This window comes from Curvibacter sp. Hmag1.1, from assembly GCF_059769165.1.
On record NZ_JBMBGX010000002.1, the window covers coordinates 3444758 to 3458894 of the forward strand.

The 14137-nt window shown below is 59.3% G+C and carries 14 protein-coding genes; 4 read left to right on the plus strand and 10 right to left on the minus strand.

The features are described from left to right. Positions 1–72: 72 nt before the first annotated feature. Positions 73–1245 carry an aromatic ring-hydroxylating oxygenase subunit alpha gene (locus tag ACOAP0_RS16710; RefSeq protein WP_498377343.1) on the minus strand — a complete coding sequence of 391 codons (1173 nt, stop codon included), beginning with the start codon at positions 1243–1245 and terminating at the stop codon, positions 73–75. 198 nt (positions 1246–1443) lie between these two features. On the opposite strand from ACOAP0_RS16710, the gene ACOAP0_RS16715 reads away from it, so the two are divergent. The 4 genes from ACOAP0_RS16715 (at position 1444) to ACOAP0_RS16730 (ending at position 5894) form a co-directional block, all read left to right on the plus strand. After that, a complete protein-coding gene (locus ACOAP0_RS16715; RefSeq protein ID WP_087496949.1) occupies positions 1444–1689 on the plus strand; it encodes an exodeoxyribonuclease VII small subunit in 246 nt (81 codons plus the stop codon). Positions 1690–1703: 14 nt separating this feature from the next. Continuing rightward, entirely contained in the window at positions 1704–2633 is a 930-nt protein-coding gene (locus tag ACOAP0_RS16720) for a polyprenyl synthetase family protein (protein ID WP_087497443.1), read from the plus strand. An 82-nt stretch (positions 2634–2715) separates the two neighbouring features. Then, positions 2716–4611, plus strand: coding sequence for a 1-deoxy-D-xylulose-5-phosphate synthase (gene dxs / locus ACOAP0_RS16725; RefSeq protein WP_498377344.1), 1896 nt, complete (start codon positions 2716–2718; stop codon positions 4609–4611). 203 nt (positions 4612–4814) lie between these two features. After that, a complete protein-coding gene (locus ACOAP0_RS16730) occupies positions 4815–5894 on the plus strand; it encodes a TRAP transporter substrate-binding protein (RefSeq protein WP_498377346.1) in 1080 nt (359 codons plus the stop codon). Between the two features lie 110 nt (positions 5895–6004). Here the strand turns inward: ACOAP0_RS16730 and ACOAP0_RS16735 are convergent, their stop codons facing one another. The 9 genes from ACOAP0_RS16735 to ACOAP0_RS16775 form a co-directional block, all read right to left on the minus strand. Continuing rightward, a complete protein-coding gene (locus ACOAP0_RS16735; RefSeq protein ID WP_498377347.1) occupies positions 6005–7267 on the minus strand; it encodes a putative Na+/H+ antiporter in 1263 nt (420 codons plus the stop codon). Positions 7268–7371: 104 nt separating this feature from the next. Continuing rightward, a complete protein-coding gene (locus tag ACOAP0_RS16740; RefSeq protein ID WP_498377348.1) occupies positions 7372–9189 on the minus strand; it encodes a TRAP transporter large permease in 1818 nt (605 codons plus the stop codon). Next, positions 9189–9791 (minus strand): TRAP transporter small permease subunit, encoded by a 603-nt coding sequence (locus ACOAP0_RS16745; RefSeq protein WP_498377349.1) that lies wholly within the window; start codon positions 9789–9791, stop codon positions 9189–9191. Before ACOAP0_RS16745 ends, ACOAP0_RS16740 begins: the two co-directional genes overlap by 1 nt. A gap of 193 nt (positions 9792–9984) precedes the next feature. Continuing rightward, on the minus strand, positions 9985–10380 hold the full coding sequence (crcB, locus tag ACOAP0_RS16750; protein WP_498377350.1) for a fluoride efflux transporter CrcB: 396 nt from the start codon (positions 10378–10380) through the stop codon (positions 9985–9987). Further along, the gene (locus ACOAP0_RS16755; RefSeq protein ID WP_498377351.1) at positions 10380–10688 is read right to left on the minus strand and encodes a ComEA family DNA-binding protein; all 309 of its coding nucleotides are present in this window, start codon (positions 10686–10688) and stop codon (positions 10380–10382) included. Before ACOAP0_RS16755 ends, crcB begins: the two co-directional genes overlap by 1 nt. 19 nt (positions 10689–10707) lie before the next feature. After that, complete coding sequence (gene rfaD, locus ACOAP0_RS16760) at positions 10708–11730, minus strand: ADP-glyceromanno-heptose 6-epimerase (RefSeq protein WP_498377352.1); 1023 nt, start codon at positions 11728–11730, stop codon at positions 10708–10710. Beyond that, a complete protein-coding gene (rfaE1, locus tag ACOAP0_RS16765; protein WP_481873429.1) occupies positions 11727–12656 on the minus strand; it encodes a D-glycero-beta-D-manno-heptose-7-phosphate kinase in 930 nt (309 codons plus the stop codon). Before rfaE1 ends, rfaD begins: the two co-directional genes overlap by 4 nt. Before the next feature lie 7 nt (positions 12657–12663). Further along, positions 12664–13821: a lipopolysaccharide assembly protein LapB gene (gene lapB / locus ACOAP0_RS16770; protein WP_498377353.1), complete on the minus strand. Its 1158-nt coding sequence runs from the start codon at positions 13819–13821 to the stop codon at positions 12664–12666. After that, positions 13811–14125: a LapA family protein gene (locus tag ACOAP0_RS16775; RefSeq protein WP_087496961.1), complete on the minus strand. Its 315-nt coding sequence runs from the start codon at positions 14123–14125 to the stop codon at positions 13811–13813. Before ACOAP0_RS16775 ends, lapB begins: the two co-directional genes overlap by 11 nt. Positions 14126–14137: the final 12 nt, after the last annotated feature.

The window sequence follows — 14137 nt, forward strand, 5'->3', positions numbered from 1 at the left end:
TGTTTAGTAATAAAAAGAGCTGCTAGCGCCCATGGAATGTGCGCGAGCAGCTATGCTTTTAATAGTAAGTGTTCAGCCGCCGACTGCGCCGCCCAGCTTGCGCCGGTACCACTCGTGGAAGTGCTGCATGCCGTCTTCCATGGGGCTCTGGTAGGGGCCGACTTCGTTGTCGCCCCGGTCAAACAAGGCGCGGCGGCCGGCGTCCATGCGTTCGCCGATTTCGTCGTCTTCGATGCAGGTTTCCATGTAGGCGGCCTGTTGGGCTTCCACAAACTCGCGCTCGAAGGCGGCAATCTCTTCGGGGTAGTAGAACTCCACCATGTTCATGGTTTTGTTTATGCCCATGGGGAACAGGGTGGACACGGTCAGCACATGCGGGTACCACTCCACCATGATGTGGGGGTAGTAGGTGAGCCAGATGGCGCCGTACTGCGGGGGCACGTTGTTGCGGTAGCCCAGCAGGGCCTTGTGCCAGCGCTCGTAGGTCGGGCTGCCGGCCTTGCCCAGGCGGTTGGCCACACCCACGGTTTGCACCGAGTAGTTGTCCTTGAACTCCCAGCGCAGGTCTTCACAGGTCACAAACTGGCCCAGCCCGGGGTGGAAGGGGCCTACGTGGTAGTCCTCCAGATACACCTCAATAAAGGTTTTCCAGTTGTAGTTGCACTCGTGCATCTCCACCTTGTCGAGCACATAGCCCTCAAAGCTCAGGTCGGCACGCGGGCCCATGTTCGCCAGTTGGGCCGCCACGTCCACGCCTCCATTGGCGCGGTCGTCTTCAAAATGGAGGCCGTTCCATTCCTGCAGCTTGTAGTTGTTGAGGTTCAGGCACGGGTCGTGGGCGAAGTGGGGGGCGCCGATCAGCGTGCCGCTCTGGCTGCCGTTGTGGCCGGCGTGGGCGCCGCTGTAAGTCCAGCGGTGCAGCGGGCAGACGATGTTGCCGCTTTGGATCTGGTTGCCGCTGTGCGTGAGTGAGCCACGGCCCTTGAGCATGATGGCCTGGCGGTGGCGGCAGACGTTGGAGATGAGTTCAATGCCTGCTGCATTGCGCACCAGCGCTCGGCCCCCGTTTTCCTGGGGCAGGGCGTAGTAGTCCCCGACGTGGGGGACGCTCAAAGAGTGCCCCACATAGCGGGGCCCTTGCTGAAAGATACTTTGCATTTCAAGCGCGTAAAGCGCCGGGTCAAAGTAGCTCGAAACTGGTAGTTGGCTGTTCGCCTGCTGCAGTTGAAGACTTAAATCAGACATGGGTGACCTGACCTAAAGACTCCCCACAGGGGGATGCACCAAAGTGCGCGGTGAATGGGAGCCGGCCAGTCTAGAAGCGGGTGGCCGGAAGCGGGAGGGGCGATTGTACCCGCACCCCGTATCAGGCACTCTGCCTTAGAGACAGTTGCCCATTCGCTATGCGCCTAAAATCGCGGTTTGCTTCAGATTGCTCCACCCATGCCCAAGGCCAGCCCATCCCAACCCGACGCCACCGCGCTCCCTGCCACCTATGAAGCGGCCATGGCCGAACTGGAAGGGCTTGTCGCGCGCCTGGAGTCCGGCGACCTGCCCCTGGACCAGCTGCTGACCAACTACCAACGCGGTGCCGCGCTGTTGCAGCACTGCCGCGACAAGCTGCAGGCGGTGGAAGACCAGATCAAGGTGTTGGACGACGGTGTGCTGAAACCTTGGAAAGCCCAATGAGCCAGGCCGCAGACATGACAGTTGATTTTGAACTGGACACCTGGATGCGCGAGCGCCTGGACCGCGTGGAGCGCGCCTTGGAAGCCTGGATCACCGCAGATGCACCGCAGGGTGTGGACCATGGGGCCCCGGCTGCCTTGGTAGACGCCATGCGCTACGCCGTGCTGGACGGTGGTAAGCGCCTGCGGCCCCTGTTGGTGTTGGCCGCCCACGAGGCGGTGGCGGAATTGGGCCATGGCTGTGATGCCGCGGCTTTGCGGGCTGCATGCGCGGTGGAACTGATTCACGCCTACTCGCTGGTGCACGACGACATGCCCTGCATGGACAACGATGTGCTGCGCCGTGGCAAGCCGACTGTGCATGTGCAGTTCGGCGAGGCCAGTGCCTTGCTGGCTGGCGACGCTTTGCAGGCGCTGGCCTTTGAATTTTTGACCCCCTTGGATGGCTCTGTGCCCTGCACTGTGCAGGCCCGTTTGTGCGGCTTGTTGGCGCGCGCGGCCGGCAGTTCCGGCATGGCCGGTGGCCAAGCGATCGACCTGGCCAGCGTGGGCCTGCCACTCACGGAGAACCAGTTGCGCGAAATGCACCAGCTCAAAACTGGTGCCTTGCTGCAAGGCAGCGTCGTCATGGGTGCCCAATGTGCCCAACCTACTGCACAGGTGCTGTCCGGTTTGGAGGCTTATGGCGCCGCGATTGGCCTGGCGTTCCAGGTAGTGGACGACATACTGGACGTGACAGCAGATTCTGCGACGTTGGGCAAGACCGCCGGCAAGGATGCCGACAACGACAAACCCACCTATGTGTCCCTGATGGGCCTGCAAGCCAGCCGCGACTACGCGCTGAGCCTGTACACCCAGGCGCTGGACGCGCTCGATGCCAGCGGTCTGCCCGATACCGCTGCCCTGCGGGCGCTGGCCGGCATGGTGGTGCACCGCGCCCATTGAAAGACAGGCGAGCAATTATTTATATGAAATCGGCCTCTGGCGCTCATGGAATGTGCGTGAGTAGCTACTAAAAGAATAGCAAATGTCATCCAGCAATCCCTCCACAACGCCCTTGTTGGCCACCATCGACGATCCGGCCGCCTTGCGGCAGTTGCAGCGTCCGCAATTGCGGACGCTGGCGGACGAGTTGCGCAACTACCTGTTGCACAGCGTGGCCCGCACGGGTGGGCACCTGAGCTCCAACCTCGGCACGGTGGAGCTGACGGTGGCATTGCATTACGTGTTCAATACGCCGGATGACCGCATCGTCTGGGACGTGGGTCACCAGACCTACCCGCACAAAATTCTGACCGGCCGTCGCGACCGCATGGACAGCCTGCGCCAGTTCGGCGGCTTGTCCGGCTTTCCCCGCCGTGATGAGAGCGAGTACGACACCTTTGGCACTGCCCACTCCAGCACCTCGATTTCTGCCGCACTGGGTATGGCGCTGGCCTCCCGCATCAAGGGTGAAGACCGCTACTCAGTCGCCGTGATTGGCGACGGCGCCATGACTGCCGGCATGGCCTTTGAGGCCCTGAACAACGCAGGTGTCGAGGACTGCCGCTTGCTGGTGATCCTGAATGACAACGACATGAGCATCAGCCCGCCTGTAGGCGCGCTGAACCGCTACCTGGCCCAGTTAATGAGTGGCCAGTTTTATGCGGCTGCCAAAAGCGTGGGCAAGAGCGTGCTCAAGGGCGCGCCTCCTCTGTTTGAGCTGGCCAAGCGCCTCGAAGAACAGGCCAAGGGCATGGTGGTGCCGGCCACGCTGTTTGAAAAATTCGGCTTCAACTACATAGGCCCCATCGACGGGCATGACCTCGACTCGCTGATTCCGACCCTGGAGAACATCAAGCAGCTCAAAGGCCCGCAGTTCCTGCATGTGGTGACCAAAAAAGGCCAAGGCTACAAGCTGGCTGAGGCGGACCCGGTGGCCTACCACGGCCCGGGCAAGTTTGACCCCGCCGTGGGGCTGGTGAAATCCACCACGCCTGCCAAAACCACGTTTACCCAGGTATTCGGCCAGTGGTTGTGCGACATGGCGGCCGCTGACGAGCGCTTGGTGGGCATTACTCCCGCCATGCGCGAGGGCTCAGGCATGGTGGAGTTTGAAAAGCGCTTCCCCCAGCGTTACTTCGATGTGGGCATCGCTGAGCAACACGCAGTGACCTTTGCAGGTGGTCTGGCCACCGAGGGTCTCAAGCCGGTGGTGGCGATTTATTCCACCTTCCTGCAGCGTGCCTACGACCAGTTGATTCATGACGTGGCGCTGCAAAATCTGCCAGTCGTGTTTGCGCTGGACCGCGCAGGCCTGGTAGGTGCTGACGGAGCCACCCACGCCGGTGCCTATGACATTCCTTTCCTGCGCTGCATTCCCAACATGAGCGTTGCTTGCCCCGCTGATGAAAACGAATGCCGCCAGTTGCTCAGCACTGCATATGCGCAAAACCATCCGGTGGCCGTGCGTTACCCGCGTGGTAGTGGCGCCGGAGTGGCAGTCAGCAGTTCTTTGGAAGGTTTGCCTTTTGGCAAAGGTGAGATCCGCAAGCAGGGTGGCAACATCGCCATTCTGGCGTTTGGCACTTTGCTGTATCCGGCGCTGGTGGCTGCTGAAGCATTGGGCGCCACAGTGGTGAATATGCGCTGGGCCAAGCCTTTGGATACCGAGTTGCTGCTGCAAGTGGCGGCCACGCACAGTGCATTGGTGACGGTGGAAGAGGGCGCCACCATGGGAGGCGCAGGCAGCGCAGTTCTTGAAGCGCTGCAGGCAGCCAAGCTGTCCATCCCAGTCCTTCAGCTGGGCTTGGCGGATGAGTTTATTGAGCATGGTGACCCTGCATATCTGCTGCAAATGCAGGGGCTGGATGCCGCCGGCATCCAAGCGTCTGTGCGCCAAAGATTCGGCCATTTGCTGACGCATTTGGTGCGTGTGGTGTAAGACTGATGTCAGTCAAGCCCGCAGCCCGCGAGGCTTGGCTTGCAGGAAGCTGAACGTCTACACAAAAGAGCCTGTTGCCGAGGGAAAACCCCCACGAGTAGGGTTATTCGCATTCCTACAATCGCGCTTGACTTACACAGTCCTTGATGCGCGGAAGAACTGCGCTTCAAGCTGGTTACAACTCAATTACCGGAGAAAAGCGAATGGATCGTCGTTCAATAATCAAAAACGCAGGTATTGCCGGCGTTTTGGCTGCTGGTGCAGCTCCCGCCGTGCACGCACAAGCTGCCATCCGCTGGCGCCTTGCCTCCAGTTTCCCCAAGGCGTTGGACACCATTTTTGGTGCCGCTGATGTGTTCGCCAAAAAAGTGGGCGAAATGTCCGGTGGCAAGTTCACGATCACTACCCACGCTGGCGGTGAATTGATGCCCGCCTTCGGTGTGGTGGACGGCGTCCAAAACGGCACTGTGGAAATGGCCCACACTGCTCCTTACTACTTTTTCGGCAAGGACGAAACCTTCGCCTTGGGTTGCGCCATTCCTTTCGGCCTGAACAGCCGTCAGATGACTGCCTGGATGTACGAAGGCAACGGTGGCAAGCTGATGCGTGAGTTCTACGCCAAGTACAACATCGTGAACTTCCCAGGCGGTAACACTGGAGCCCAGATGGGCGGCTGGTACCGTAAAGAAATCAAGTCCGCTGCTGACATTAAGGGCCTGAAGTTCCGCGTGGGTGGCTTCGCAGGCAAGGTGATTGAGCGTATGGGCGGTGTTCCACAGAACATCCCCGGCGGAGAAATCTACACAGCGCTGGAAAAGGGCACTATCGACGCAGCAGAGTGGGTTGGCCCCTACGATGACCAGAAACTGGGCTTCGGCAAAGTCGCTCCCTTTTACTACTACCCCGGCTGGTGGGAAGGCGGCCCAGAGCTCGACTTTTTCATTAACGACAAAGCTTTTGCTGCTCTGTCGCCAGAAAACAAGGCCATCGTTGAAGCTGCTGCCTCCTATGCGCACGTGGAAATGCAAGCCAAGTACGACGCGCGTAACCCCAAGGCCTTGAAGGAACTGGTGGGCGCCAAAGTCAAGGTCATGCCTTTCCCCAAAGACGTACTGGACCTGGCTTTCAAAGAATCTATGGCCTTGTACGAAGAAATCAGTGCCAAGAACCCCAATTGGAAAAAGGTCTACGACGACTACTCAGCATTCCGCAAGGACCAGAACCTGTGGTTCCGCTTTACTGAAGCGCGTTTTGACAGCTTCATGCAAGCGCAAAAGCTGTAATCAGAACTTCGTTCTGACAAGCAAAAAGCCCCGCAATGCGGGGCTTTTTTTATGCGCGCTCCTAAGCGCAATTGCAGCCTCCGGATTTTTTGTTCCGGAAGCCTGCTTTCTTAGAGGAACCTGAACGCCACAATTGCCACGATGGTCGCTGGCAAAGCTGCCAGGAAGAGGCCGACCGGGTGAATGGTCTCGTCTTCAAAATTGCCCCGCAGAATGGCAAAGCCCGCAGGATTGGGGGCGTTTGCAATCACAGTCAAGCCACCGCCAGTCACCGCACCTGCAACCAGAGCGTACTTGAACTCATCACTCAATCCTTCCACCAGGGAACCCAGGTAGGTCAGAGCTGCATTGTCGGTAATGGCCGTCAATGCGGTGGCGCCGTAGTAGACGGTGGACGAATCCATGCCGCGCAGCAGGGGCTCCAGCCACCACTGTTGTTGCCCGCCCAGCACCACCAGGCCTGCAAGGAAAAATGCGACAAGCAAACCTTCACGCAGCAGCAAGCGGCTGTCCTGGTAGCGCGGGTAGGCTTGTGCGAAGCCGATGAAAAACAAAAACAAGCCCAGGAACGCTGCAGGGTGGTGGGCGAATGTCACGACGCCGGCGAGGAACAGCACGTGCACCAGCATGACGCTGAAGGGAATCTCGAAATCACGGGCTGACGAGGTCTTGGGCAGTTGCACCAGCTGGTCTTTGAAAAGCAGGGTGACTGCGAGCGCATTGACGAACACTGCGATGGCTGCCTTCCAACCGAAGTGGGTCAGCATGTACCAGCTGTCCCAGTTCCATTTCGCAGCCACCATCAGAACAGGTGGCGCTGCAAAGGATGTGAGGGTTCCGCCGATGGAGACATTGACGAACAAGACGCCCAGGGTGGCGTATTTCAAACGGTTAGACAGCCCGACACCGAAAATGCGCTCTTTGAGCATCATGGCCGCCAGGGTCATGGCGGCAGGTTCGGTAATAAACGAGCCCAGCAGCGGAACAAAAGAAAGCGCCACAAAGTAAAACGCCATGCCCCCTTTGAGCGGGACGATGCTGGCGACTGCACTCACTCCTTTTTTTGCCATGTGCAGCACCGCGCGGCTACCCGCAATCACCACGATGGCAAATACGAACAAGGGCTCCGTAAAGTTCCTGCTATCGAGGTACTGCGATGCTTCTTTGGTGCCCACCAAACCCAGCATGGCAAACATCAACACCATGGCCCAGAAGCCGAAGACGACTTCCACTTCACCCAGCAGGTGCCAAAGCCCCGCGTGGTTGGGGCGGGTGTGCGCAAGGTGTTCAAAAAACTTGGTGGAAAACGTGTGAATCACGGCGAGGCCGAATATCACGGCCCCCACAATCTGTACGGTGCTTGGATCAGTCATGTGCTAGAGAAATAGTGAAGTTGGATTGATGGACGCCAATGACGAAAAAGGGACCGTGGCAGCGTTTAGGCTGGCGACGGTCCCGTCTTTATGTCAACGCAGGATTAAGGTTTTTTGGATGCCTCTTTGGCGGCATCCTCCAAGGCCTTCATCGGGTCCTCTTCCTTCGCAGAGTCAGCGGGGGCTGCTGATGCATCCTTGGAGCCGTTGTCCATGCCTGCCAGAGGATCAGCCGCTTCCTCTGCTTTGGGCGTATCGAGCTGCTGCATGATCTGGTCAGCGCTCAGCGACTCCACTTTCTCGATGCCGCCTGTTACCAGAGCCGGGAAAGAGATAACGGCCACCACCATAATCAACTGCAGGATGATGAACGCAATAGAGCCTTTGTAGATCTCAACAGTTTTGACCGAGGGAATCAGCTTGCCGGTTACCCGGTCTTTGTAGTCGAACTTGGCGGCCACACTGCGCAAGTAGAACAACGCAAAGCCGAAGGGCGGAGTCAGGAAGGAGGTCTGCAAGTTCATCGCAATGATCACGCCGAACCAGATCATGGCCTGGTCGGGTGTCATGCCGGGCACGAGGCCGGGCAGGATCTTCTCAGCCACCGGTGCCAACAAGGGGATCACGATGAAGGCGATTTCAAAGAAGTCGATGAAACAGCCCAAGATGAACACCAGCACGTTCACCACCACCAGGAAGCCCCAGGCGCCGCCGGGAATCTTGTCGAACAAGTGCTCGACCCAGATGTGGCCGTCAGCCGCGTTGAAGGTGAAGCTGAACACAGTGGAGCCGATCAAAATGAACAGCACGAACGACGCCAGTTTGGCGGTGTTCTCCAACGCTTGCTTCATCAATGGCATGTCCAAGCGGCGTTTGCCGAAAGCCAGAATCAGCGCACCCAAAGCACCCATCGCACCGCCTTCGGTGGGAGTGGCAACGCCCAAGAAGATGGTACCCAGCACCAGGAAGATCAAGATCAGCGGTGGCATCAGCACAAAGGTGACCTGCTCTGCCAGTTTGGACAACAAGCCCAGCTTGGTGACGCGGTTGATGATGGCCAATGCCAATCCGGTGAGGGAAGCCAAAGTCAGCGACAGAATGACGATTTCATCGCCGGCAGAGGGCGTCGCGCGCTCCAGCCACTTGGTCAGCAGGCCATCATGCACTTGCGCCCATGCGTAACCCACGCCCGCGCACACCAGCACCAGAGCCAGCAAAGACTTGTGGCCCGAAGCTCCGTTGTCTTCCTTGTACAGCAAGGCTTCAGGTGGTAACGCGGGCACCATGGCAGGTTTGAAAATCGCCACAGCCACAATGAATGCGATGTAAAGGCCGACCAGCAGCAAGCCGGGAATCAATGCACCGGAATACATGTCGCCCACGGAGCGGCCCAACTGGTCGGCCAGCACGATCAACACCAGCGACGGTGGAATCGCTTGAGCCAAAGTGCCCGAGGCGGTAATCGTGCCAGTCGCAATCGTCCGGCTGTAACCGTAGCGCAGCATCACGGGCAGGGAAATCAGGCCCATGGAAATCACAGCGGCAGCCACCACACCGGTAGTAGCAGCCAACAAGGCGCCCACCAGAATCACGGCAATCGCCACGCCACCGCGCACGGGGCCGAACACTTGGCCCACGGTTTCCAGCAGGTCTTCGGCCATGCCGGAGCGTTCCAGAATAATCCCCATGAAAGTGAAGAACGGAATCGCCAGCAGCGTGTCGTTCTGCATGATGCCGAATATGCGAAGCGGCAATGCTTGGAACAAGGCCGCCGGGAATATTCCGGCCTCAATACCGACAAAGCCTAACGCCAAGCCGGTAGCGGCTAGGCCGAAAGCCACAGGAAAGCCGGTCAGCAGAACGATGAACAGCGTGATGAACATCAAGGGCACAAACTGTTGTGCCAAGAGAGTGGTTTGCATTATTTGTCTCCGGCCAACAGCTTGGCGGTTTGGGCCTCGAGCTCTTCGAGCTTCTTTTGGTCGTCAGATTTGGACTCTTCGCTGCTCAATACATCCGGACCATTGCCGGTCAGGAAAGCGATGCGCTTGATCAATTCAGATACGCCTTGCATCATCAGCAGCGCAAAGCCCAAAGGAATCAAGGCATAGGCAGGCCAGCGGATCAAGCCGCCTGCGTTTTGTGACATTTCGCCGCTCGCCAAGGCCTGCATGAAGAAGGGCCAGCCTAGAGAAATGCTGATGGCACAGAGGGGAAACAGAACCAAAATAATCCCGCCAATATCGATCCAATTACGGGCGCGGTCGCTCAGTTTGGTGGAGATAAAGTCAATTCGCACATGCGAGTTCTTCAGCAAGCCATAGCCTGCGCCCAGCATGAAAACGGCTGCAAACAGATACCACTGGATTTCCAGCAAGCCGTTGGAGCTGTTGTTGAAGATTTTGCGCACCAGCGCATTGCCAGCGCTGATCAAGGTAGTGGCCAGAATCAGCCACATGGTGAGTTTTCCGACCCAAGTACTGACCGTATCGATCAGCCTGGACAGTGATAGCAGGGGTGCCATGGTGTCTCCGTTTGTAGTTATCCAATGCCTTGACTACGAAAGCGCAGGCTCGCAGTAAGAACCAACGGAGTCTAAGCCTTAGCCCTGCATTTAGGGCTGAAGAAACCCTGACGGGCGGGCCTAGGGGTAAACCATGATGTGCATGGGGGTGCGCTAGGATTTTAAAAAGAAAAGACTCGCTAGCGCTCTTGAATCATGCGCGAGCAGCTATCAAAAATGTAGCAGAGCGCATGCCGGCAATCGTCAGCGCCAAAGAGCCCAGCAGGTGCACGCCGGCGGTGCCCAGTGCCAACGCATACCGTTGCTGCCCCAGCATGGCGACGACTTCGGCCGAGAAGCTCGAGAAAGTTGTGAGTGCGCCCAGAAAGCCCGTCACTAGCGCAAGGCGCCAGGCCGGGTCCAGCTGCGGCATGGCCTGGAACACGGCAACGCACACACCGATCAGGTAACCACCAATCAGATTGGCTGCCAGCGTGCCCCAAGGCAGCACAGTACCGGCGGTGGCGACCGGGTTGAGCCACAAGCCCAGTTGCCAGCGCGCAAGGGCACCGGTGCAAGCGCCAATACAAATGGCAATCACGGGATGCATTATTTGGACTCCGGTGTGTAGGTCGCACCCTGGACGGTCAGCCCTTGCGCAGAGAACTTGGCGGCCGTAGCAGGTTTGATGCCTTTGACGCGTGCCATGAAGTCCGCCCAGCTTTGGAATGGACCCGCCGCTCGGGCCTGCAGTATCCGTGCGGTGCTGCTGGGGCCCAGGCCGCGCAAGCCGTCGAGTTGGGCCTCGGTGGCCTCATTGAGTTCGAGTGCCTGGCTTGCCCCGCATGCCAGCAGCACTGCGCCACACAGTAGGCGACGGATCGCTGAGCGGGTTGTGGGTGCGTGGGCCTGCGACATCGGTCGGGTCGTTAGGTTTTCAGGCTTTACGGCTGGCCAACCAGTCCACATAGCGGCTGACGCCGGTTTGCACATCCGCAAACTGGTGGTCGCAGCCGGTGGCGCGCAGGGCGCTCAGGTCGGCCTGGGTATAGCACTGGTACTTGCCGCGCAAGGCATCGGGGAAAGGCACGTATTCCACCAGCCCCTGCTGGGCGATGTCATCCAAGGGCAATGCGGACTCGCCGCACAGGCGCCGCATGGCGTTGACCACAGAGCTGGCCACATCATTGAACGGCTGTGCGCGGCCGGAACCCAGGTTGAAGATGCCGCTTTGAGCGGGGTTGTCAAAGAACCAGAGGTTCACGGCCACCACATCGTCAATGAACACAAAGTCGCGCATCTGGCCGCCTTGCGGGTAGCCACCGTATTCGCCGAAGAGCTTCACTTTGCCCTCGGCATTGAACTGGTTGAACTGGTGGAATGCGACGCTGGCCATGCGACCTTTGTGTTGCTCACGTGGGCCGTACACATTGAAATAGCGAAAGCCCACGACCTGGTGGGTACGGCCTGCCTTGGTGCGTTCAAAGTTCACACCACACTCGCGGCGCATGCGCTGGTCGAACAGCAGCTTGGAGTAGCCGTAGACATTGAGCGGACCTTCAAAGGCAGGGTCTTCACGGAAAGTGTCAGATCCGCCATAGGTGGCCGCGCTGGAGGCGTACAAGAGCCGTGCACCACGCTTCTGGCAAGCCTGGAACAGGTGCCAGGAGAGCGTGTAGTTGTTGGCCATCATGTACTTGCCGTCCTGCTCCATCGTGTCGCTGCAGGCGCCTTCGTGGAACACGGCTTCGACTTGGCCGTAGTGGCCGCCGGCGAACTCGTCATAGAAGGTGTCCATGTCGACATAGTCGGCAATCTTCAGATCGACCAGGTTGCGGAATTTGTCGCCTTGCTTCAGGTCGTCCACCGCAATGATGTCGGTCATGCCGCGGGCATTGAGTCCGGCAATGATGTTGCTGCCAATGAAACCGGCCGCGCCGGTAACCACGATGCGTGTCATGCAAAAAGCTCCTCGTAAGACACCGTGGCGGTGCCGAATTTTCCGACCACAATGCCGCCGGCGCGATTGGCTAGGGGCACAGCTTCGCGCAGGGTCATGCCGGCGCCCACCAGGCTGGCCATGGTGGCAATCACCGTGTCACCTGCGCCGGTGACGTCAAACACCTCGCGCGCTTGTGCGCTGACGTGCAAATGTCCGTCTGCATCAAACAGGGTCATGCCTTCTTCACTGCGGGTCAACAGCACTGCATCCAATTGGAGTTGTTTGCGTAGTGCGTGAACTTTGGCGTGCAGATCGTCTTCACTGGTCCAGGCGCCAATGACTTGTTGCAGTTCGGCGCGGTTGGGGGTGATAACGGTCGCTTGCTGGTAGCGCGAATAGTCGCTGCCCTTGGGGTCAATGAAGATGGGCTTGCCGGCCGCACGGGCACCGGCAATCATGTCGCTCACGTGAGCCAGGCCGCCCTTGCCATAGTCGGAAAACAGGATGGCATCGTGCTCGGCCAGCAAACGGGTGAAGGTGGCTGTTTGGGTTGCCAGCACTTCGCTCTTGGGCGTGTTTTCAAAGTCGAGTCGGATCAGCTGTTGTTGTCGCCCGATTACCCGCAACTTCACCGTGGTCTTGAGGTCTGCATCACGCCCGAAGTGGGTGCGTATGCCGGTCTTGGCGACCAAGGCTTCCAGCTTATGGCTGGCTTCGTCATCGCCCACTACGGTCAGCAGCGACGCTTGTGCGCCCAGGGTTGCTGCATTGAAGGCCACGTTGGCCGCACCGCCACAGCGCTCTTCCTCGTGAGTGATGCGTACGACCGGCACGGGGGCTTCCGGAGAAATCCTGTCCACCGCGCCATACCAGTAGCGGTCCAGCATGACATCGCCGACCACGAGAACGCGCGATGCCGAGAGTTTGTTTTTGGTCATGCTCATAATGGGTTCAAAGCTCCTCGACCCGCCGCGCGGGGTAGCTGTCCCACGCTTGGCAACCGGGGCACTGCCAGAAATGGACTTTGGCTTCAAAGCCGCAGGCCGCGCAGCGGTAGCGGGTCAGGGGTTTGACGGCATGGTCCAGCGCACGCTGGACCTGCGGATGAAAGGCTTCGCGTTCCAGCTTCTCGCCGGCAATCCATTTGGTGGCTGCGACCAGGGAGGGTTCTTTTTCGAGATGGCGGGCATACCAGTCGCGTGCCGTGGGGGTGAGTTCGGTTGTACTGGCCTCCAGGCTCACGATGGCGTCCAGCACATCCAGCGATGGCACCTCCTGGTAGGTGGCCTTCAGCAGTTCCAATGTCTCAGCGATTTGGCCGGATGCAATGGCGCTCTGGGCCAGCAAGGGGGCAATGAGCGGAATGGCGGGAGGCGAGGCATGCAGTGCGTCCGTCAAGACCCGGCAGCTCTGGGCAGCTTGCCCGGACTTCGTTAGCAGTGCGGCCATGTCCATGCGGGGGCGCGGAACCTGAGGTGCGCTGTCTATGGCCTGTTGCAGAAGGGACTGGGCACCTGCAGAGTCCGCTTTGGCTATCAGTGTGGCAGCTTGCTCGCAGAGATAGTGTGCAAGGCGGCCGGTGAAGCTGCCTTGACCGGAGGCTTCGAGCTTGCGAGCGATGCCTGCGGCATGTTCCCAATCGCGTGAGCGTTCATAGTTGGCCAAGAGCGCCAAACGGGCCTGAGCTTCAAATCGGGTGCCTTCGAGCTTCAGCAGGGCTTCTTCGGCACGGTCCAACAGGCCTGCCTTGAGGTAGTCCAAGGCGAGCGCATGTTGGGCCCGGTGCTGGTCGTCCTGACTGAGGTCGCCGCGTGACAGCAGGTGCTGGTGGACGCGCACGGCGCGCTCGTACTCGCCGCGGCGACGGAAGAGGTTGCCTAGTGCAAAGTGCAGCTCTGAGGTGTCGGGGTCGCTTTGTACGGCTTCGATGAAAGCGTCGATCGCCTGATCCTGCTGTTCATTCAGCAGAAAGTTCAAGCCCTTGAAATAGGCCTTGGGTGCCTGGCGGTTTTCGATGCGCAGTTGTCGCAAGTCGAGACGCGACGCCAGCCAGCCCAGCACAAAGGCCAGCAGCAGGCTGATCAGCAAAAGGGAAATATCAAAGTCCATGCGGGGGCGCTATCGGGGAAGCGTTGGTTTCAGCGGCCAGCGTGGCACGTGCGGAGTCGGCATCAGATCGGGCGCGGCGTGCGGCTTTGCGGTGTCGCCACCAGCGGGGCACCATGCCCAGCACTCCAATCAGCAGGCCTGCAGCAAATGCGCTCAGGACTACCAGCACCATGGGCGCCGTCCAGCGGGTGCCGAAGAAAAAGTGCACCGTGACGTCACCCTGGTTGTTCAGGGCGAAGGCGAACAGGGTAAAAAAAATGGCCGCTTTAAGTAGCCACTTAAAGAGCCATGCGATCTGTTTCATTCATCTCCTCGT